Genomic DNA, 21,529 nt, shown 5'->3' with positions numbered 1-21,529 from the left:
ACACGCCGGGCCGCACAGGACCCGGCAACCTGAACCGCCGGCACGACGGGTGCCGGCTTAAGGAGGAGACGATGGACATCAAAGCCCCCGCAGTGGGAGCACAGGCCGTGCCGCGCACTGAGCGCATGAGCCGCGTGCGTTTCGTGATCCTCGCGATGCTGTTTATCGTGACGACCATCAACTACGCTGATCGGGCGACCATCTCCATTGCCGGCTCGGCCATGCAGAAGGACCTCGGCATCGATGCCGTGTCGCTTGGCTATATCTTCTCGGCGTTTGGCTGGGCCTATGTGATTGCGCAGATTCCAGGCGGCTGGCTGCTTGACCGCTTTGGCTCCAAGCGCGTGTACACGTTCAGCATTCTGCTGTGGTCGCTGTTCACGTTGGCGCAGGGTGCGATCGGCTTCTTTACCGGCGCCACCGCCATCATGGTGGTGTTCTGCCTGCGCTTCCTGGTAGGGGCGGCAGAGGCGCCGTCCTTCCCGGCGAACAGCCGTATCGTGGCAGCCTGGTTTCCGGCCAACGAGCGCGGCACTGCAGCGGCCATCTTCAACTCTGCCCAATATGCCGCCACGGTGGTGTTTGCCCCGCTGATGGCCTGGCTGGTGCACGCATTCGGCTGGCATCACGTGTTTATCGTGATGGGCGTGATCGGCATCGTCATGGCGGTCGTGTGGAGAGCCTTCGTGCACGAGCCGAAGGACCACCCGGGCGTCAACCGCGCCGAAATCGAGTACATCGAAGCTGGCGGCGGCCTGGTCAACATGGACCGTGCCGGCGTGGCAAAGGCCGAAGGGCCGAAACTCGGCTACGTCAAGCAGCTCCTGCAGAACCGCATGCTGATGGGTGTGTACATCGCGCAGTACTGCATCAATGCGCTAACGTACTTCTTCATCACGTGGTTTCCGGTGTATCTGGTGCAAGCGCGCGGCATGTCGATTCTGAAGGCGGGCTTTGTCGCGTCGATTCCCGCAGTGTGCGGCTTCCTCGGTGGCATTCTGGGCGGGATCATTTCTGACGCGCTGCTTCGCCGTGGTGCTTCACTGTCGGTGGCGCGCAAGGTGCCCATCGTGCTGGGCATGCTCCTCTCCATGACCATGGTGATCTGTAACTACGTCGATGCGCAGGCCATCGTGGTGGCGGTGATGGCGCTGTCGTTCTTCGGCAAGGGCCTTGGTGCGCTGGGCTGGGCGGTGAACTCGGATACGGCGCCCAAGCAGATCGCGGGTTTGTCTGGCGCGCTGATGAACACCTTCGGCAACCTGTCGAGCATCACGACCCCCATCGCCATCGGTTACATCGTCAACACCACGGGTTCGTTCAACGGTGCGCTGGTGTACGTGGGTATCCACGCGGCGGTTGCCATCGTCTGCTACCTGTTCATGGTGGGCGAGATCAAGCGTGTGGAACTCAAGCCGCTGTAAGCCACAGGAGTCTTGGAAGTGACGTTGCAATCGATCGAGTCCGGCGCGCGCACCCACACACCGCGTGTGACGGAGATGCAGGTGATCCCCGTCGCGGGCCGCGACAGCATGCTGCTGAACCTGTGCGGCGCGCATGCTCCGTTCTTTACGCGCAACATCGTCGTCCTGAAGGACAACGCCGGGCGCACCGGCGTGGGCGAGGTGCCGGGCGGGGAGGGCATCCGTCAGGCGCTGGAACGCGTGATTCCGCTGGTGGTTGGTCAATCGATCGGTCGTACCAACGGCGTGTTGAACAGCATCCGGCGAGCGCTGGCCGGTGGCGGCAATGCCGCGCATCAGGCGACGGTGCACCAGGTGACCTCCGCTTCGGAAGCAGCCGTGCTGCGCCAGCCGCACGAGATCAACCTGCGCATGGACAACGTCATCACGGCGGTGGAAGCCGCGTTGCTCGATCTGCTTGGTCAGTTTCTGGAGGTGCCGGTGGCCGAACTTCTCGGTGCCGGCCAGCAGCGCGATAGCGCGCCGATGCTCGCTTATCTGTTCTACGTTGGCGACCGTGGCAAGACCGACCTGCCGTACCTGGATGGCGCAAAGGGCGCCGACGACTGGCTGCGCTTGCGCCACGAAGCCGCGATGACACCCGCCGCCATCGCGCGCTTGGCTGAAGCCGCCACCGCGCGCTACGGCTTTGCCGATTTCAAGCTCAAGGGTGGTGTGATGCCCGGTGCCGATGAGATGGAAGCGATTGCCGCCATCAAGGCGCGCTTCCCGCAGGCCCGTGTGACGCTGGACCCGAATGGCGCATGGTCGCTCAACGAGGCAATTGCCCTGTGCAGGGGGCAGGGACATCTGCTGGCTTATGCCGAAGACCCGTGCGGCCCCGAAGCCGGCTACTCGGGCCGTGAAGTGATGGCCGAGTTCAAGCGCGCCACCGGCATCCCGACGGCTACCAACATGATCGCCACCGATTGGCGTCAGATGGGCCACGCCGTCCAATTGCACGCGGTCGACATTCCGCTGGCCGATCCGCATTTCTGGACCATGCAAGGCTCTGTGCGGGCGGCGCAGTTGTGCGACGAGTGGGGCCTGACGTGGGGCTCGCATTCCAACAACCACTTTGATGTGTCTCTGGCGATGTTCACCCATGTGGCTGCCGCCGCGCCAGGCAACATCACGGCCATCGATACGCACTGGATCTGGCAGGAAGCCGAGGAGCGCCTGACGCGCGAGCCGCTGCGCATCCAGGGCGGCCATGTGGCTGTGCCGGAGCGTCCGGGCCTCGGTATCGAAATCGACATGGAGCGCGTTATGGCGGCCCATGCGCTGTACAAAAACCTGGGCCCCGGCGCGCGTGATGACGCCATGGCCATGCAATACCTCGTGCCGGGCTGGACGTATGACCCGAAACGTCCGAGCCTGGGGCGTTGAAGCCAAACCCGTTTGAATCAATCACGGAGTCTGTGATGTCTGAACCGACGCTGGCCCCTGAAGCCGGCAACGTAACTGAAAAGGCGCTGACGATTCGCGTGCACGACGGTGACAACGTCGCCATCGTCGTCAACGCACGCGGCTTGCCGGCCGGCACGGCATTGGCCGATGGCACCGTGCTCGTGGAGGGCGTGCCGCAAGGCCACAAGGTGGCGCTGGTCGACTTGGCCGAAGGCGACGCCATCGTCCGTTACAACGAGGTGATCGGCTATGCCGTGAAGCCGCTGCCGCGCGGTAGCTGGGTCAACGAGCACGCCGTGAAGCTGCCGTCGGCGCCCGCGCTGGATGAGCTGCCGCTGGCCACGCGCCCGGACCCGAAGCTCGCCAAACTCGAGGGTTACACCTTCGAGGGCTATCGCAACGCAGACGGCACGGTCGGCACGAAGAACGTGCTCGGCATCATGACCAGCGTGCAATGCGTGGCCGGCGTGACGGATTACGTTGTTGGCCGCATCAAGCGCGAGCTGCTGCCGCGCTTCCCGAACGTTGACGATGTGGTGGCGCTCAACCACGTGTACGGCTGCGGCGTCGCCATCAACGCGCCAGCCGCCATCGTGCCGATTCGCACGCTGCAAAACCTGGCGCTCAACCCGAACTTTGGCGGCGAGATCATGGTGATCGGCCTGGGCTGCGAAAAGCTCGTGCCCGAACGCCTCGTGCCGGAAAAGCTTGCGCCGGGTGGCCGCATTCCCATTGAAGTTGCCGGCACGGCGGATTCGCCCGTGCTGCGTCTGCAGGACGAAGCCTTCGACGGCTTCATCGGCATGACCGACGCCATCATGGAGATGGCCGAGCGCCGTCTGGAACATCTGAACAAGCGCCAGCGCGAAACTTGCCCGGCGTCCGACCTCGTGGTCGGGGTGCAGTGCGGCGGCAGCGACGCGTTTTCGGGGGTCACCGCCAACCCGGCGGTAGGCTTTGCGGCGGACCTGATCGTGCGTGCAGGCGGCACCGTGATGTTCTCGGAAGTGACCGAGGTGCGTGATGCCATTCATCTGCTCACGCCGCGCGCCATCGACGAGGACGTCGGTCGTGCGCTGCTGCGCGAGATGGCTTGGTACGACGATTATCTGAGCGGCGGTCAGACTGACCGCAGCGCCAACCCGTCGCCGGGCAACAAGAAAGGTGGCCTGTCCAACGTGGTGGAAAAGGCGCTGGGTTCGATCGTGAAGTCGGGCAGCACGCCCATCGTCGATGTGCTGGGCCCCGGTGAGAAAGTGCGTCGCAAGGGCCTGATCTTTGCCGCGACACCCGCGAGCGATTTCGTCTGCGGCACGTTGCAGCTGGCCTCCGGCATGAACCTGCAGGTCTTCACCACCGGCCGCGGCACGCCGTATGGACTGGCCATGGCGCCCGTCATCAAGGTGTCCACGCGCAAGGCGCTGTCCGAGCGCTGGCATGACCTGATCGACCTCGACGCCGGCCGCATCGCCACGGGCGAAGCGAGCATTGCCGATATCGGCTGGGAGCTGTTCCACCTGATTCTTGACGTGGCGAGCGGCCGCAAGCAAGTTTGCGCCGACAAGCTGGGCCTGCATAATGCGCTGGCTCTGTTCAACCCCGCCCCGGTGACCTGATATGACCACTGAAGTACACGTTCAACCCGACCCGCTCGCGGGTGTGACCACGCGTTGCCACCGCCTGCTGCTGACTGGCGCAGGCGGCAACCTCGGCAAGGTGCTGCGCGAGCGTCTGCCCAAGTACGCCGATTCTTTGCGGTTGGCTGATATATCAAATCTCGGCGAGGCGCGCGCCGGTGAGGAGATCGCCCCGTGTGACCTGGCTGATGCGAAAGCCGTCGATGCGCTGGTCGCCGGCACGGATGCGATCGTGCATCTGGGCGGCGTGTCGGTCGAGCGGCCGTTTGAAGAGATCTTGCCGGCCAATATCGCAGGCACCTACAACCTGTACGAAGCTGCCCGTCGCCACGGCGTGCGGCGCATCGTGTTTGCCAGCTCGAACCACACCATCGGCTTCTACAAGCAGGGCGAGGTGATCGACAGCACCGTGCCCACCAAGCCCGATGGCTACTACGGGCTCAGCAAAGTATTCGGCGAACAGCTCGCCAGCTTCTATTTCGATCGCTATGGCATCGAGACGGTCGCCATCCGCATTGGCTCTTCGTTTGCCGAAGCGAAGGACCGCCGCATGCTCGTCACCTGGCTCGGCTACGACGACTTGGAGCAGCTCATCCGCCGTGCCCTGTTTGTGCCGAGTGTGGGCTTTACCGTGGTCTACGGCATGTCGAACAACCGCGACCGCTGGTGGGACAACCGCCACGCCGCGCACCTCGGCTACACACCTACGGAGACGAGCGAGATCTTCCGCGCGCAGGTCGAAGCACAACCACCGCTGCCCGCAGATGATCCGGCTGCGCAGTATCAGGGCGGGGCGTTTGTCAAAGCCGGCCCGTTCGGAGACTGACGTAATGCAAGTGAACGTAGAGCCGACGGTCGAGCGCATTGGCAGCATGCAATGCGGTGTGGGCGAAAGCCCCATCTGGCACGCCGGTGAGCAAGCGCTGTACTGGACAGACATTCCGGGCCGCAGGCTATGGCGCTGGAACTTCTTCTCCGGCCAGGCCAATAGCTGGGCGTTGCCCGAGATGGCGGGCTGTATTGCCATGACGTCCAACGGCTGGGCGATGGCCATGGAGACGGGCATCTTCCACGCGCCACAGCCCCGCGCCGCCGCCGAGCTTGGCCCGCTGCAGCGTCTCGCCACGGTGGCGCACTCGCGCCCTGACATGCGCTTCAACGACGGCCGCTGCGACCGCCAGGGCCGTTTCTGGGCCGGCACGATGGTGTTCGACACGTCGTTGGGTCTGCCGATCGGCAAGCTGTATCGCTTTGATGCGCAGGCCGCTCACGCCGGGCGTGTAGATGCCGTCATCGACGATCTGATCGTGCCGAACGGCTTGGCTTTCAGCCCCGATGGCAAGACGATGTATCTGTCGGACTCGCATGCAAGCCGCCAGACCATCTGGGCCTTCGACTACGACGTCGACACTGGCACGCCGCACAACCGCCGCGTCTTCATCGACATGAATGCGTACCCGGGCCGCCCCGATGGCGCTGCGGTGGATGCCGACGGCTGCTACTGGATCTGCGGTAACGATGCGGGGTTTGTGCATCGCTTCACGCCGGATGGCCGTCTCGATCGCAGCATTGCCATTCCCACGTCCAAACCTTCCATGTGTGCATTCGGTGGGCCCGGGCTGGACACCCTGTTTGTGACGTCGATCCTGATCGGCGACGACCCGCTCTCGGGCGCCACGTTTGCAGTGCGCCCGGGCGTGACCGGATTGCCGGAACCTGTCTTGCACCTCTGAACCCGCAGCACGCCTCACATACAAGAACACATCGGGGCTTTTAGGAGACAACACATGAAACCCATCAAAGGCTTGCGCTGGTGGATCATCGGCCTCGTACTCAGCGGCCTGATCATGAACTACCTGGCCCGCAATGCGCTGGCGGTGGCGGCGCCTGAAGTCAACAAGGTGCTGAACATCAGCACGCAGCAGTACGGCTACATCGTCGCGGCATTCCAGGCGGCCTACATGGTGATGCAGCCGGTGGCGGGCTACGTGCTTGACGTGCTGGGCACCAAGCTGGGTTTTGCACTGTTTGCGGCGGCTTGGTCGGTGGTCTGCCTGCTGCACAGTACGGCGGGAGGTTGGCTTTCGCTGGCGGCGTTCCGGGCGTTGCTGGGGATGACGGAAGCGGCCGGCTTCCCTTCGGCGCTGCGGGCAACGGCAGAGTGGTTCCCGGCCAAGGAGCGATCGATTGCAACCGGCTGGTTCAACATCGGCTCGTCGGTGGGCGCGGTGGTGGCGCCGCCACTGGTGGTCTGGTGCATCTTGCACGGCAACTGGCGTTTCGCCTTTGCCGTGATCGGCGGGATCGGCCTGGTGTGGAGCGTGCTGTGGTTCCTGCTGTATCGCGTGCCGGCCAAGCACCATCGCCTGTCGGAAGAAGAACGTGACTACATTCGCGCAGGCCAGGAAACCCCGGACGACACCGCGAACATGCCCAAGCCCTCATGGGGCAAGATCGTCAGCGGCCGCCGGTTCTGGGGCATCGCCATCCCGCGCTTTTTGTCTGAGCCGGCGTGGCAGACGTTCAATTATTGGATTCCGCTTTATATGGCCACCGAGCGCCATATGAACCTGAAAGAGATCGCCCTGTTTGCGTGGCTGCCGTTCCTGGCCGCGGACGTGGGCTGCGTGCTGGGCGGCTATTTGGCGCCATGGTTCCAGAAGCGATTCTCGGTATCGCTCGTGACGTCTCGAAAGCTGGTGATGGTGACGGGCTGCCTCTGCATGATCGGCCCGGCTTGCATTGGTCTGGCGACGAGCCCCTACACGGCGATTGCGCTGTTCTGCGTGGGCGGCTTTGCGCACCAGACGCTCTCTGGCGCGCTCTACACGCTCACGTCCGACATGTTCGGCAAGCATGAAGTCGGCACGGCCGTGGGGCTGGCGGGCATGTCGGGCTACATGGGCGGCATGCTCTTCTCGCTGGCGGTCGGCACGCTGGCAACGACCATCGGCTACAACCCGCTGTTCGTGGCGCTGGCCGTGTTCGACATCGTGGCGGCCATCCTCGTGTGGACCATGCTCAACGACAACCAGGCGCGTCCGGTGCCGGTGCAGCCGAGCAGCACGGCAACCAGCACGACTGCCTGAACCGCAACTGCAAAGGCCGTCGGTCAGGCGGCCCGCTGAGCAATCGTCGGGTTGAGCTTGGCCGGGCTGAGTGGGTCGAAGTCGACCCATTCGCCGTTGCGCCAGCGGCCCGCGGCTTCTTCGACATCCATCCCGCCGGTGCTGGACAGAATGCGCGCGGCTTCAGCTTCCCGGTCGGGTGTCACGCGCACTGCAAGCAGCACGCCGGAATGGCGTGTGCGCAATGTGGCGTCGGGTGGCTGCGCGGGATTGGGCTCATCGCGTGTAGCGAGCATCGCACCCGCCAGCGAGCCGATATAGGCGCCCACCCCGGCCGCCACCACCGAGAACAGCACGGCCACGTGCAGCGCAATCAGCACCATCACGCCGGCGACGGCGCCAATTGCGGCGCCAATCGCCATTCCCTTGCCGGCGCCCGCATGCGCGCGAGCAGCACCCGGGTCGGCATTGCGGTCGCCGCCAATCGGAAACGCCGCGTGCTGGCCGGATGGGTTGACGAAGAAGACGTTCACATCGTCCTCGGAAAAGCGCTCGGCAAAAAGCGCGCGTGCGGCGCCTTCGGCGCGTTCAAACGTGTCGAAACGGGCAGCGACGATGAGCGACATGGGGCCTCCTGAGAAACGCATTTCTCATAGCGCAAGCAAGGCGGGGGCCTGCACCCAAAGTGGACCCAAAGTTACCTAGATCAGGTAATTGGCCGGGCAACCACTCGTCTCCATACTTGCCCACCAAGGCCTGATCAGGGCCAGTTTCAGCCACACGATAACGAGAACGTGGCCGCCCAGAAGTCGGGGGCGGCCGGCCGATACCGCCCGGCAATCCGGCGGTCTTTTGGTATTACAACGGGAGGGTGTCTCATGTTCAACGGCTTTTCTGGGGTGCCGGGCGCGATCGTGCCCTATGCATACGACTGGCTGCTGGTGGGGCTGTCGTATCTGATCTCGGTGGCAGGGGCGTACGTGGGCTTGCGATGGTCCAGACGCGTGCGCAACAAGAACGGCACCATCGACATGGACCGGCTGCTCTGCGCCAGCGTGGCGCTCGGCGGCGGAGCCGTCTGGTCGATGCACTTCATCGGCATGGCGGCCTATCGGACACCGGTCCGGATCGAGTTTGATCTCTTCATGACCATGGTGTCGCTGGTGGTGGTGATGGTGTTTGCCGCCGGCGGCCTCGTCATTGCATCGCGCACCACGGGCAACCGCCTGCGCAACATTGCCGAGGGTGGCGTGCTCACCGGCCTGGGCGTGGCGGTGATGCACTACACCGGCATGGCCGCTGTGCACACCAACAGCAACTTCGACTGGGACATCTCCATCATGGGCGTCTCGGCATTGATTGCGGTGGTCGTGTCGATGGTCGCGCTGTGGCTTGCAACAACCGTCAAGACACGCGGCCAGCAGTGGGGCGCGGCGCTCATCATGGGCGTGGCGGTCTGCGGCATGCACTACACGGGCATGACGGCCGGCACGATGATCTGCACGGGACAGAGCTATTCGCCGTCGCTGTTTGCCATTGAAGGCAGCAACATCGGCTATGCGGTCTTTGCGCTGGCGGGCACCATCCTGATGATCATTCTGCTGATCGAGGCCTCGCGCAGCGCAAGCAGCGCACGCGCCACTGCATCGGGCACGCTGCGCTGAAACGTGCCGCCTGAACGCCCGGCCGAGTGCTTTTCGGTCGGGCGATTCTCATGGCGGTGGCGCGCCCCGCTACAATCGCGGCCTGGCATTTGTCGATGGCGTTTGAAATGGTGCTTGGCTGGTTTGGGATTTCCACCGTGTGGCTGCTGCCGCTGGTGTGGCGGTATGTAACGCGCGCGCTGGCGGGGGAGCGGGACTTCCTCAAAGGTCGGGGCACCGTGCGGCTCTGGCTGGTGACGCTCGTCGCGCTGAGCGCTAGCGCCGCGCTTGAAGCGCTGACCTCTGGCGCCGATCCGCAGGATAAGGCGGGAGGTGCTGCCGGGCGCGCAGTGTCGTCGCTGTTCTCGCACATGCTGGGCTGGACAGGGGCGTTCCTCCTGATGCTCGGCGTGCTGCTCTGGGTCGCGCCCATGGTGTTCGGACGATCGTGGGGTCAGGTGTTCAACCGCCGCCGCACGGCTGATGCCGAGACGTCTGCCGAACCAGACACCCGCCACGACGAACCCGTTGACGATGGCTTGAAGCTGACCGCGCTTGGTCTCGGCGGGGCAGGGGAGGCGCGTTGGAGCGGTAATACCGGCCACACGCAGCCGGCCGTGCGCCACCGTGGCATCGAAGCCGTTTCTGCGCGGCGCCAGCCCGCGTGGCAGCCACCCCCGCGAACGCGCCCCTCGCCGCCGCAGCCGGGCGAAATCTGGCCGCTGATCGATGCAAAGAAGGGCGCGCCGGCAGACGCGCCCGCAAGCGCGAAGACGGCGCCGCCTGTCGCAGCGCCCATTCCGCCGCAGGCGCCTCCAGCACGCCCCAAACCGCGCGCCACGATCGTCAGCAGCCCGTTCCATCAACCGCAACTGGGTCTGCAGGTCTCAGCACCTGCGCCAGCGGCATCTGCGGCGCAGGCTATGCCCGCAAGCGAGCCGGTTGTCCTAGCCGAGCCCGCCGTGCCGGAGTTGGTGGAAGCGCAAGCTGCCGTTGCAGAAACTCAGACCGTGGATCTGGACGCGGTACGCCAGGAGGCCGAAGCACTGCTGGCCGAGCTGCGCGGGCTGATGGCGCCCGCCGTAGTGACGATGCCTGAGCCGGAGGTTGCCGAGCCGCTAGTCGAAGCTGACGCTGCTCCGATTGTCGAAGCATTGCCCGAGGCGGCAGCACAGCCCGAGGTGGAAGTGCTGCCCGCCACGCCGTCCATCGAGCCGACCGCGCAGCCGGAAGCCGCGCCTGCATTGCCCACGCCCAAGCCGCGCATCGTCTTGCCTGCCGTGGTGGGGGAGGTGGTGTCACGGGCGGCACCGGCAGTCGCCGCCGTACCTGCGCCGGCACCCGCTCCTACGCCTGTTCCGGCTCCTGTTGCACCGCGCATCGTCGATTACCGCCTACCGGGCGCCGCATTGCTGACCGCCGCATCCACCAGCGCTGAAGCGGTCTCCGCCGAACACCTGGAGGAGACCAGCAACCTGATCGCCCAGCGTTTGGCGGAATTCAAGGTGCCCGTGACGGTCGTTGGCGCCTCAGCCGGCCCGGTCATCACGCGTTTCGAGGTCGACCCGGCGATTGGCGTGCGCGGCGCGCAGGTCGTCGGGCTGATGAAAGACTTGGCGCGCGCGCTCGGCGTGACGTCCATCCGCGTGGTCGAGACGATTCCCGGCAAGACATGCATGGGCCTGGAATTGCCCAACGCCAAGCGCGAAATGATCCGCTTGTCGGAAGTCGTGAACGCGGCGGATTTCCAGTCGCACGCATCGCACCTCGTGCTGGCCATGGGCAAGGACATCACCGGCAACCCCGTGGTGACCGATCTCGCACGCGCACCGCACCTGCTGGTGGCCGGCACGACCGGCTCGGGCAAGTCGGTGGCTGTTAACGCGATGATCCTGTCGATGCTGTACAAGGCCACGCCCGACGACGTGCGCATGATCATGATCGACCCGAAGATGCTGGAACTCTCGGTGTACGAGGGCATTCCGCATCTGCTGGCGCCGGTCGTGACGGACATGAAGCAGGCAGCGCACGCGCTCAATTGGTGCGTGGGCGAAATGGAAAAGCGCTACCGCCTGATGTCGGCGTTGGGCGTGCGCAACCTGGCCGGCTACAACCAGAAGATCCGCGCCGCGGAACAAGCCGGCCGCAAGGTGCCGAATCCGTTCTCGCTCACGCCCGATGCGCCCGAGCCACTCTCAACGCTGCCGCTGATCGTGGTCGTCATCGACGAGCTGGCCGACCTGATGATGGTGGCCGGCAAGAAGATCGAAGAATTGATCGCGCGCCTTGCGCAAAAGGCCCGAGCCGCGGGCATCCACTTGATTCTGGCGACGCAGCGGCCATCGGTGGACGTCATCACCGGCCTGATCAAGGCGAACATTCCGACGCGCGTGGCGTTCCAGGTGTCATCGAAGATCGACTCGCGCACGATTCTCGACCAGATGGGTGCTGAATCGCTGCTTGGCCAGGGCGACATGCTGTTCTTGCCACCGGGCACTGGCTATCCGCAGCGTGTGCACGGTGCGTTCGTCGCCGATGAAGAAGTGCACCGCGTGGTCGAACACTGGAAGCAATTTGGCGAACCCGAATACGACGAAGCCATCCTCGCCGGCGATCCGGCCGAAGCTGCCGCAAGCGGTGATCTGTTCGGTGGCGAAAGCGCAGATGCAGAAGCCGATCCGCTCTACGACGAAGCGGCTGCGTTTGTGCTCAACACGCGCCGCGCGTCGATTTCTTCCGTGCAGCGGCAATTGCGCATCGGCTACAACCGGGCGGCTCGGCTGATTGAACAGATGGAAGCGGCTGGGCTGGTGTCGCCGATGGGCCGCAATGGTCAGCGGGAGGTGCTGGCGCCAGGTGGTGGGGAGTGAGTCGCACTTCAATCCCCCGGGGGAAAGCTCAACTTTCGGCCGTGACCGTCAAGGATTGCATCCACTGCCCAAGCAGCGCCTCGCCCTCCTCCTCCAACTGCCCCGACAGCACGCCATACCACTGAGCGATCTCCTCTGCGGGCAGGTTCGCCTTGAGGATAGGCAGGCTGTTTTCCAGGAAGCTCGGGAAGAACGGGATACCACGCATGTACAGGAAATGCGAATCGGTGATGCGGACGTGGGCATAAACATCGCGCAACCAAACCAGATACGGCAATGCTTCGGCCATGTGTCCGCTCTGCGTGAGCGACGAGATGAACTGCGTGCGGGCCGTGACGCTGGACATTTCGTGCGTCTGCTCATTGATCTCGTCGAATTTCATCAGCCAGGCTTCGCCGCGCTTTAATTCGCCGCACATGACGGACGTCGTCGCCAGCTGCAGCGCGTTGTGCGCGCTGGGTTCCTGTTCGAACAACGCAAGCCAGTAAGGAAACGCCTCGGGATAGCGGCGCATGTCCGAATAGGCGAGCGCGCACAAGCGGTTGGCGTCGGCATGACGAACGGCGTGGGGCGCGGCGGCTGCGATAGCTGCTTCGTGCCGGCCTTGCTGGTAGGCCTCCAGGGCGGGGGCGAGTTCGGGGGCGATGTCGGCGGAAGTGTCGTCGTTTTTCGGCGGTGGAGGCGGGTTGGCGACGCGGTCGTTGGCGTTTCTGCCGAATAGTTTTTTCAGTAGGCCCATGGTGTTTTTCCGTTGTTCGTCGGTTTGACTCCGCACTCTGTAGAGTGAGTAGCCAGCCTAGACATCCGCATACTGCTGGCACACAAACTTGGCGCCGAGCATGTCTGCAATTTCATCGAACGCCGAAGTGAGCGCGTTCACGTGCTGTGCCTCATTGGCGAAGGGCAATTCGTATCGGGCGATGCGTCCCCGAGCATCTGATGAGCGATCGTTACGGGAAGCTCGGAATTCAAATGTGACGTCGTATCCGCCGCCGCCGCGGGCCGGATGAATAATCGTGCATATCACTTTCCCCACAGCGCGATGCCGAAAACGGAAGCTGTCGTTTCCGCATCTGAAGCCGGCCCACGCCTTGTCGTGCGAACGGAATACCACGAGCACATCGTCCGACGGCAACTGTGTCAGGCCGTCCGCCAATTCGCTTGCGGAAACCATTGAGGTGCCGGCATCGCCATGCTCGTGTTCCACGACCTCGTGTTCGGCGACCATCTTTAGCAATAGGTCATAGACGAGCCTCGTTGCGGCTTGGCGGCCCTTCTCTTCGCCGTTCACGATCAGCTGTTGAAAACGTGCTCGCTCGCCTGTCTTCTCGGGCATCGGGACGTTGGCGCTCTCTACAGCGGTCTCAGCCCGTTCATTCTCGGGATTGGCTTTGCTTCGACGATCCAGCACGGCGTTCAACCAGATGAGAAGAGCCGTTTGCGGCACCGGCACGGCGATCATCACGGCGATCAGGGCACCGAGTCCCGCGAGGAGGCCGTGCTTCGGTGCGACGTGCGATGCGGCTTGCACCCCGGCGTAGACGGGCAGGACCAAATAGAGAAGCCAAAACATCGAGCAACGGCTCAGCTTGCTGACGACGAGGTCAATAGCGTGGTTCGCAAGCTATTTGCCATAGGCCATTCGATCGGTTGGATCGGTAGGCTCTTCTTTTCCCGGTCACATAGTCCCAATGAGTCTTGGCCTTACTTCATTGGCTGAATTCAGTCAGTAGATCTCTAATTTCCTGCTTCGAAATGTGGCCGGAGCGCAAAATGGATGCTAGATCTTCTTTCGTGAGTGGGTAATCGCGTAGTAATTTTTGCAGGCTGTCTTTGTCAAAGGGAAATGCCGTTAGAGGGTCAATCCAAAATTTTTCTGTGACTTCCTGCGAGTCTAGTTTTATGCCCTCAATATTTACATAGACTTTGTACCGAACGAAGCCTTCGGGAAACGCTTGGTCATAGTAAAGTGACGTCCCTTTGGGAAGGATTGAAATTGGGCCGCTTTGAGATCCGCCGCTCAATGCCAGAGGAAATTGAAGTTTATGCACGCGAGGCATTTTATTTTCTTCCAGTAGATGTAGGCCAATACCGCCAATCAGGATGCCAAGGAGCAGACAGGCTATTTTCGATGCAATACTCATTTTCCCTGACTTCCGTGATTTATAACATTGGCTGGTTTGACGGCGGGTTTTTGGTCGAGAAATTTCTTGAGGTTTGCGGGTAAGAACACGCGATTTGGCGTGCCTCCGCCAACGGTTTTCATAGCAGCACGCTCTCCCCAGGTCAGAACGTCCTCAGGAGCAATGAACGCACTTGAACCATTCTCGAAACCCGGTAAAGCGGAGCGCATGCCATCTAAGCTCAGTGTTGTGCAATTGTACTTCAGTGCGTGATAGTTTGTGCTGAGCTGGAATACCGTTAGCTCAGGCCGCCCGCGCTGCAAATCCGGACGAGGTTTTCCTTGTTTTTCTACCCCATCAAAAAAAGCCTCAACTGCTTTCGCCTGGGACTCTATAACAGGATATATATACTCAGTTGTTAGGCGACCAAGTGCATTTTCTCCAGAAATGTATTTGGAGAAATTAGACCATACACGAAGAATGCCCTCGCCCTCGGCCCCAAAATCGCCCGTTGTTCGACCGTATCTGCCAAAATCATAGGTGACATCTGAACCTCTTCGGGCAACGCGTATTGCAGTGTGTCCGTATCGATGCTCTTCTCCATCGAGTTTGTAGGGGCCGCCAACCAGAATGTGAACTTCGGCGTCCGCTTTCAGTTTGTCATCAACAACGGATTTTCTGGATTCTACCGTGTTGGTTTGAAGTTGTTTTCCGGCCATTTATGCACTGTAAGGAGGTAGAGCGCCCCAGAACACAGTAATTTTTTCTGGATTTACGGTGGCCAAACGAATTGTTTTACCTTCAATATCCGTCGTTCCATAGTGGATATCTCCGGTCTCAGTGACCAGCTTATAAGGCAGGTGGGCTATAGGATCACCAGTTCGCTCGTCCAAGGCGCGCATTTGCTGATCGAAGAGTTTGATCCGGCTGTCAGGTAGGCCCTCGAGCGGGAAAGCCTGCCCCCCAGGCCCCTCAAACGGATGCCCAGCCCCCTTCACCGACAGCAGCCCCGACGTCTCAAACGTCACCGCGTTCCCTTCCAGCCGGATCAACGAATCCCCACCATGCAGCACGATGTTCTGCTGCGCGAGGATCTCGACCGAATCGGCCGATGAGGTGACGGTAACGGCCTTGTCGGCCAGCACGGCCAGCGCATCGGTATGCGATTGAATAGAGACCGGGCCGCCTTCGGCAATCGCGCGGATGCCATTGCGTTGGGCGAACAGGCTCACGCCCTTTGCAGCCGCCGCGGCGATGACATTGCCTGCGGCGAGGTGCCAGTCGGCCTGTGCGGTGCCGTGCAGATGGCGCCCCGCGTAGACGGTGGTCGTGGCTTGCGAGGTGAGCGCGATGCTCGATGGCGATTCGGTCACCAGCAGCGGCTGCCCGAATTTATCGACGGACTGCTGTGAATCCTGGCCATTGACGTTGCTGGGGTACTTGCCATCCTGCGCAGGGTCGAGCGCCTTGTCGATCGGCTCGAAGGCTTCGTTGGCGGCCAGCGGCAGCGCTTGCTGGCTTGCAGCAGCATCCGACAAGCGCTGTGCGGTCTTCTGCGCGGCGGTGAGCTGCCCGCGCGCTTCATGGGCGTCGAGCAGCGTGCCGACGGCTTGCGCACGCGCGGTGGTCGAGAGCAGCAGGCCTCCGCCGGCGCGGACCACGGCCCAGGCATCAGTGCGCAGTTCGGCGCCGGTGCCGCGCCACGTGCCGCGGTCTCCGCCTGTGGCGCCGTGCGAGGTGACATAGCCGAGATTGAGCTGGCTGTTGGCCGTTGAGCTGGCCAGTCGCGTGCGCAACTGGCCGGGGTGATCGTCAACGACCCACTGGTTGTAGCCGTCGCCGCCAAGACCCTGCGAGTGCCAGCCGGACAGGGCTTGGCCAAGCGGCGCATCGGCAGGCGCCCAGGGCAGGGCGTCCTGCGTGTTGTGCAGCTGCATGGCGATCATCGGACGGTCGATGTCGCCGTCGATGAAGGTCAGCAACACTTGCGTGCCGGCGCGCGGCAGGTGATTGCCGCCCCAGTTCGGGCCTGCACTGGCGCTGGCCACGCGCACCCAGGCGGTGACCTGCGTGCGATCGCTGCTGGACGGGTCGGAAAACGCATTGACTTCCGGCGCGCGCAGCCATGGGAAACGCACGCGCACACGATGGTCGCGGTCGGTTGTGAGCGGCGCACCGTCGTCGGCAATGACCACGGCAGCCTGACCCTCCGGCGCGGTCGGGCGGCGTCGATAGGGCGGCACGATGGGCGCCTCGGCCGGCACGGCGACGAACCGATTGCGGTAGCCGCCCGATTCGATCTCGGTGGTGGAGAGCAATCTTGCGATGTCGGCGCCGAGGTTGTTGGCGGCTTCGTGTTCCACCTGCAGCGTGACGAACTCGCTGTGCTTGCTGTCGAAATGCTGCGTGAGCGTGAAGCGCTGGCCGGCGCCCAACTGGCGCACGCTGCCTTGGCCCTCGTAGCGCAGGTACGCGCCTTCGTGTGCCTGCATGCGCAACTGCGCAGCGCGGCTGGCCTCTTGCGTATTCGAATATTGATACGAGCCCGAAGCTTCAAAGCGTTCCAGCGTGGGCAGCTCGCCGCCAGGGTCGCTGGCGCTGGCTTGGGCGCTGGTGGCGGCCAAGGCCTTGTAGTCCCACGAGGCGAGCGTCACTGCGTTGGTGCCCACGCTGTGCGCGTGCGAAAAACGCTCGATGGCGTCGTCGCTTTCGGTGGCGTCTACGCGGTGGAAGCGGATCTCCGGCTGCGGGCAGGCAGGCCGTTGCGCATCGTTGTCGAAGATGACGACAGTGTGGCGCGACTGGGCGCTGCCTTGCTGCTGATTGTCGTCGCTTTGCTCGTGTTCAATGCGAAACGACAGGCCTTCCTCGGCCAGCAGGCGCATGACGAAGGCGTAGTCGGTTTCGCGGTATTGGCAGCAGATCGAGCGCTTGGCGCACGGCTGCGTGGCCGCAATCTTGTAATGCGCGGTGGGGTATTCGCTGAAGACCTCTTCGATGATCTCCAGCGCGGTCTTGTCCTGGTAGACGAAGCAATCGCTGCGCGTGCGCAGCCGATCGAGCCATGGCACCACCCGCAGGCGGTAGCGCGCGAGGCCGCCATCGCCACCAAGCGATGCGCAATCGGCAACGTAACCGTGCCAGGCGCGCCGCTTGCCGTCGGCTTGCACCAGGCGCAGCGTGATTTCCTGGGATGCCAGCTTGGCCGTATCCAGATGTGCCGACGGGCTGAGGCAATCGATATGCAGGACGAATGAGGCCGACACCGCTTCGGTGGCGGTAAAGCGCTCCACGACGAGGTTGTCGGAAGCAAGCGCCGTCTCAAGCGTGATCTGGCGGGTCTGCTGTCCGAGCAGCGCGCCCAGGACGGTTTGTGGCACGGCGGCCGGCAGGTTGGACAAAGGCTTCATCGGAACAGCGTCGCGCTGGGGTTCGTGTTGCGTTTCAGCAGGAGCATGGGCCCGGGGCCCATCGTGGCCATCACGGCAGCGAAATCGTCAGGTGCGAGAAGCGCGGCCCGAGCTTGATGACCTGCGAATAGCCTTCCAGCGTTTCGTTGGTCTTGGCGCTCAGCGTGTGCGACAGGCCGAGGAAGCCCAGCAGCCCGATCAGCGCAAACACGGCGCCAAAAATCCACAGCGGCGTTTCACGCTTGAGCATGTGCGCGACCTTGTCGGGCAGCAGCCAGTGCGGAGCAAACGCGGCACGCTTGCCCTTGATGGCGGAAATCTCGTCGCCCAGGCGAGCGGTCAGATAAGCCAGCTTCTCGGGCCCTTCGAGGATGTACTTGCCGCGGAAGCCCAGCAGCAGGCACATGTGGAAGACCTCCAGCGCCTGCAGGCGGGGCGCACCGTGAGCACGCAGCTCTTCGAGCTTGACGAAGAAGGTCTCGCCGGCGAGCTGCTCGCCAAACAGCACGAGCTGCAGCGGGCGGCGCTCCCAGGCCGGGCGGATCGCAAAGTTGGACGACAAAATGGTTTCGTCCACCGCCGCGCAAAACGCGTACTTGGCGTCGAACACGTCTTCTGCCGACACGTTGAGGCGCTTGGCACCACGGTCGAAATCATCGAGGAAGGCGCGTACGCGATTCAGAAAATCTTCGGCGCTGGTCGGCTGCTGGGCGTTGCGCAACTGGAACAGCATGAAGAAGCCGTCGTACAGCAAATCAAGCAGCGTGCGAGCGTGCGTGTTGGATTCACGCGCATCCGCTGCAGCAGATGCCGGTGCCGAACCACCAAACAGTGAAGGGGTGGAGGTAGCGCTCATGAAGTCACCGCGATCAGTTCAAGTTTGAGTTCCCGGATACCGGCCGGGGCATAGATGGTGAGGGTCTGGGCCTGAAGCATGCGTTCGTACAGCATGCCCCGCGCTTCAACGGCGAAGTAGCACGCGCCCGGGCGCACCGGAATGGCGGGTGGCACCTGCGGCGTGTAGGTGAGCGGCACGCCGGGCATGGACGACAACACGAGCTTTTCCACATCGTCGGGTGCGCCAACCTTGAAGCGCGCCGGAATGGCTTCCACCAGCTCGGCTGCGGGCATGTCTGCCGACACCGACAGATAGAAGCTGGTCTGGTCGTCGATCTTGCCGGAGTCGATGCGGCCGAGGTGGAACGACGGGCGCGTCTCTTCCAGCGCGATCGCAAAGTAGCGTGTGGAGATGACGGTATCGAGCAACTCGCGCACGATCGTGTCGAGCTTGGCAAACACCGGGCCCGGATTGTCGTGGTCGTAGGCGGGCAGGTCGGCCAGCGTGTAGCTCTTGGTGAACGTCATGAGCGCGCCGGCCAGGCGCAGCATTTCCTGGAACAGGCGCTCAGGGTGCAGGTCCGGGTGGTGATACAGGTGCGACAGCGCTGCAAACGCAGCATTGGCCGTATGCAGCAGCCAGAACGACGCAATGTCGCCGGAGCGGAATTCGATGATGTTCTTGGTCGGCTCGCGGTGGAAACCGTACAGCGCATTGACCTTGGCCTGCAGCGCGTCGAGCAGCCGGCGCAGGCGCTGATACAGCACGGCCGAGGCGTTGATCGCCATGCTGGGCGCGACAAAGCTCTCGTCGAGCTCAAAGCCACCGGTGCCGGTGCGCCGCACGCGCACCACGGGCAGCGAGATGAACTGCTCGCGCGGCTCCGTTTCGGCAATCAGCTTGACCGACTTCTTCAGATACGTGATGGCAGCGGGCTCGGCCTCTGTATACAAGTCGGCCGTTTCCTCTTCCGTGCCGACAAAGCGCGATACCGATGCACCTTCGATCTGCTCGCGGTAGTTGCCGCCATTGTCTTGCAGCGGATACAGCGCGATATGGAAGGTCAGCTCCGACACGCCAGCGGGAATGGCGTCGAGCACCAACGGCGGCGGAAGCGCGTCGGCCTGTGGAGCGAAGTACAACTCGCCATCGGGAAAGAACAGCGACAGCTCAATCACGCGCAACACGCCGCTGGCCAGCGCATCGGTATCGAAGCGCGCATGGCGGATACCCCATCCGTACGGCTGGATGACTTGCGCGGTCGCGTGCAGGCGCGATTCGTGATACGCGTCCTGACGCTGGAAGTGCTGCGGACGCAGGAACAGCCCTTCGCCCCAGAGAATCTTTGCGGAGTAACTCACGTTGGCCCTTGTTGTTCAGCTACCGCACACCGCGGGGGAGAGCAGGTTCAGATCAGTCAGCGGCGTGGTGCCGGCGGGGGTGGTCAGCGTGCCGGACGTGATCGTCATGGCACAGGCGTGCAGCCCGATCACGATGCCCGACTTCTCGTTCTTCTCGGTGTTGAAAGCAAACTTCCAGCGCTGTGACGCGGGGCTGCGGAATAGCGCCACGACGCCCAGCGTGGTTGCTTCGCGCGACACCTTCTCGGTGAAGTCGTAGCGCTGGCCCGGGATCAGCGTCATCTCGCGCACGTTGACCAGATCGGCGCCCAGCGTTTGCTTCTCGCGCGCCGGGTCGATGAAGGTGTCATACGGCGCCTGCAGGAAGCTGGTCGGGTCTTTCAATGAATACAGGCGCACCACTACCGCTACCGGACGGCGGTCGTTGGCGGCGTTCAGGTTATTGCCCGCCGTCATCTTGAGCGGCACTTCGCGCGGCGGCTTCTGTGCATCGGGCAGGTTCGACGATTTGAGCCCCATCGCTTCCAACGCACCGTTGGCGGCGCCGGCCAGCACGCTCGCACCGGTGGAACAGGCGCCCAACGCCACCACGGTGGCGCTTACCAGCATCAGCTTGAGCGCCCCTGCGAGACGGTGCTTCAGAGAGTGCTTCAGAAGGCGGCCGCAGCCCGGCTGCCTTGCCGCTTGCCCCCAAGCAGCATCGAATTTCATCATCTTCATGCCTGATTTCTGAATTACTTAATTCTCTTTGTTTGACTGCTGCTGCGCCCGTTCCACTAATGGGGGCGGCGAATTGTTTCGGTTTCTTAATAAAGTAAATCGAAAGAATGTTTCGGTTTCTTAATAATCGAAGATCGTTGCCGGATGCGGATCTAAGGTACTGAATACAAAGGATGTTTCGGTTCCTTAATAATCCGTTTTTGGTTGTCAACGGCAACGAGCGGAGTGTACTATTTCGCGCCAGTCGAGACCAACATTTAACTCGTCAATTCCGGCGAATTTGATTGGGTATCGACACACCGCTTTGAAACTTTGAAGAGTCTCGCCGTGGCCAAATCCTCGTCTACTTCCGTTCTCCGTTCCTTCATCGTGCTGGCTGCTGCCACCGCGCTCTTTGCGGGTTGTGCGACCAACAACCCCGGACCCCAAACCGACGAGGCCTTCGGCAAGAGCATGTCGGAGGCGGAAGCTGCGGCCAAGGGCGGCCAGCAGGACAAGGCCATTGATCTGTACCAGCAGATCGCCAAGCAGAACCCGACCCGTGACGAGCCGTGGGTGCGCATCGCGCAGATCCAGTTCGGCGCAGAGAAATACCCCCAGGCCATCCTGGCTGCAGAAGAAGCCCTGCAGCGTGATAACGCTGATCGTCAGGCCAAGAGCATCCTGGCGGTGAGCGGCCTGCGCGTGGCGCGCCGTTCGCTGCAGGAGCTGCGAGCCGACAGCGCGCTGGCCGGCGACGTGAAGACCGATGCGCAGGTGCTTGCCAAGATGCTGCGCGACACGCTGGGCGAACAAGTCCTGTTCCCGGGTGAACAGCCGGTCGCCAAGCAGCCGGTGCGCCGCCCCGCGCGTGTTGTCCGCCGCGCAGCGCCGGCCGCCGAGCATGGCACCACTGCTGCGCCTGCAGCAGCCACCGGTGCTGCCAGCGGCAGCGCAGACCCGTTCGGCGCACTGCGTTAAGCACAGCGCTGGTTCGCATTCCTGGA

At 63.1% G+C, this 21,529-nt stretch carries 18 protein-coding genes; 9 read left to right on the top strand and 9 right to left on the bottom strand.

The genetic code is table 11. The annotated features are described in order from the left end of the window. Positions 1-71: 71 nt before the first annotated feature. From NG898_RS24555 to NG898_RS24530, 6 genes are read left to right on the top strand one after another with little or no spacing between them, the layout of a single operon-like run. Entirely contained in the window at positions 72-1,424 is a 1,353-nt protein-coding gene (locus tag NG898_RS24555) for an MFS transporter (RefSeq protein WP_252694884.1), read from the top strand. Positions 1,425-1,442: 18 nt separating this feature from the next. Next, positions 1,443-2,852, top strand: a complete 1,410-nt coding sequence (locus NG898_RS24550; protein ID WP_252694883.1) for an enolase C-terminal domain-like protein — start codon at positions 1,443-1,445, stop codon at positions 2,850-2,852. Between the two features lie 35 nt (positions 2,853-2,887). Continuing rightward, positions 2,888-4,489: a galactarate dehydratase gene (gene garD, locus NG898_RS24545; protein ID WP_252694882.1), complete on the top strand. Its 1,602-nt coding sequence runs from the start codon at positions 2,888-2,890 to the stop codon at positions 4,487-4,489. Between the two features lies 1 nt (position 4,490). Then, on the top strand, positions 4,491-5,336 hold the full coding sequence (locus NG898_RS24540; RefSeq protein WP_252694881.1) for an NAD-dependent epimerase/dehydratase family protein: 846 nt from the start codon (positions 4,491-4,493) through the stop codon (positions 5,334-5,336). Between the two features lie 4 nt (positions 5,337-5,340). Then, on the top strand, positions 5,341-6,243 hold the full coding sequence (locus NG898_RS24535) for an SMP-30/gluconolactonase/LRE family protein (RefSeq protein WP_252694880.1): 903 nt from the start codon (positions 5,341-5,343) through the stop codon (positions 6,241-6,243). A gap of 54 nt (positions 6,244-6,297) precedes the next feature. Further along, a complete protein-coding gene (locus tag NG898_RS24530; protein ID WP_252694879.1) occupies positions 6,298-7,599 on the top strand; it encodes an MFS transporter in 1,302 nt (433 codons plus the stop codon). A 23-nt stretch (positions 7,600-7,622) separates the two neighbouring features. Here the strand turns inward: NG898_RS24530 and NG898_RS24525 are convergent, their stop codons facing one another. Then, positions 7,623-8,204, bottom strand: coding sequence for a hypothetical protein (locus NG898_RS24525; protein ID WP_252694878.1), 582 nt, complete (start codon positions 8,202-8,204; stop codon positions 7,623-7,625). Between the two features lie 252 nt (positions 8,205-8,456). Between NG898_RS24525 and NG898_RS24520 the strand changes: the two genes are divergently transcribed. Together NG898_RS24520 and NG898_RS24515 are read left to right on the top strand one after the other, a co-directional pair. Then, positions 8,457-9,242, top strand: coding sequence for an MHYT domain-containing protein (locus NG898_RS24520; RefSeq protein WP_252694877.1), 786 nt, complete (start codon positions 8,457-8,459; stop codon positions 9,240-9,242). Between the two features lie 95 nt (positions 9,243-9,337). After that, on the top strand, positions 9,338-12,091 hold the full coding sequence (locus tag NG898_RS24515) for an FtsK/SpoIIIE family DNA translocase (protein ID WP_252694876.1): 2,754 nt from the start codon (positions 9,338-9,340) through the stop codon (positions 12,089-12,091). A gap of 28 nt (positions 12,092-12,119) precedes the next feature. On the opposite strand, the gene NG898_RS24510 is transcribed toward NG898_RS24515, so the two are convergent. The 8 genes from NG898_RS24510 to tssJ all read right to left on the bottom strand — a co-directional run bounded on the left by NG898_RS24510 (position 12,120) and on the right by tssJ (position 20,432). Then, positions 12,120-12,830, bottom strand: coding sequence for a hypothetical protein (locus NG898_RS24510; RefSeq protein WP_252694875.1), 711 nt, complete (start codon positions 12,828-12,830; stop codon positions 12,120-12,122). 57 nt (positions 12,831-12,887) lie between these two features. Further along, on the bottom strand, positions 12,888-13,664 hold the full coding sequence (locus tag NG898_RS24505) for a hypothetical protein (RefSeq protein ID WP_252694874.1): 777 nt from the start codon (positions 13,662-13,664) through the stop codon (positions 12,888-12,890). Between the two features lie 136 nt (positions 13,665-13,800). Further along, positions 13,801-14,235, bottom strand: coding sequence for a hypothetical protein (locus NG898_RS24500; protein ID WP_252694873.1), 435 nt, complete (start codon positions 14,233-14,235; stop codon positions 13,801-13,803). Continuing rightward, complete coding sequence (locus NG898_RS24495; protein ID WP_252694872.1) at positions 14,232-14,933, bottom strand: hypothetical protein; 702 nt, start codon at positions 14,931-14,933, stop codon at positions 14,232-14,234. The genes NG898_RS24500 and NG898_RS24495 overlap by 4 nt, the downstream gene beginning before the upstream one ends. Then, positions 14,934-17,624, bottom strand: coding sequence for a type VI secretion system Vgr family protein (locus NG898_RS24490; RefSeq protein WP_252694871.1), 2,691 nt, complete (start codon positions 17,622-17,624; stop codon positions 14,934-14,936). It lies immediately after the preceding gene. Between the two features lie 70 nt (positions 17,625-17,694). Further along, positions 17,695-18,480 carry a type IVB secretion system protein IcmH/DotU gene (icmH, locus tag NG898_RS24485; RefSeq protein ID WP_252694870.1) on the bottom strand — a complete coding sequence of 262 codons (786 nt, stop codon included), beginning with the start codon at positions 18,478-18,480 and terminating at the stop codon, positions 17,695-17,697. Next, positions 18,477-19,823, bottom strand: a complete 1,347-nt coding sequence (tssK, locus tag NG898_RS24480; RefSeq protein ID WP_024978983.1) for a type VI secretion system baseplate subunit TssK — start codon at positions 19,821-19,823, stop codon at positions 18,477-18,479. Before tssK ends, icmH begins: the two co-directional genes overlap by 4 nt. Positions 19,824-19,838: 15 nt before the next feature. After that, the gene (gene tssJ / locus NG898_RS24475) at positions 19,839-20,432 is read right to left on the bottom strand and encodes a type VI secretion system lipoprotein TssJ (protein WP_252694945.1); all 594 of its coding nucleotides are present in this window, start codon (positions 20,430-20,432) and stop codon (positions 19,839-19,841) included. A gap of 438 nt (positions 20,433-20,870) precedes the next feature. Between tssJ and NG898_RS24470 the strand changes: the two genes are divergently transcribed. After that, positions 20,871-21,503, top strand: a complete 633-nt coding sequence (locus tag NG898_RS24470; RefSeq protein ID WP_092975583.1) for an outer membrane protein assembly factor BamD — start codon at positions 20,871-20,873, stop codon at positions 21,501-21,503. Positions 21,504-21,529 lie beyond the last annotated feature (26 nt).

This window comes from Ralstonia mojiangensis (assembly GCF_023955645.1).
In the GTDB taxonomy this organism is placed as follows: domain Bacteria; phylum Pseudomonadota; class Gammaproteobacteria; order Burkholderiales; family Burkholderiaceae; genus Ralstonia; species Ralstonia mojiangensis.
The sequence above is the reverse complement of the archived record's forward strand: the minus strand, read 5'-3'. Positions and strand labels throughout refer to the sequence as shown.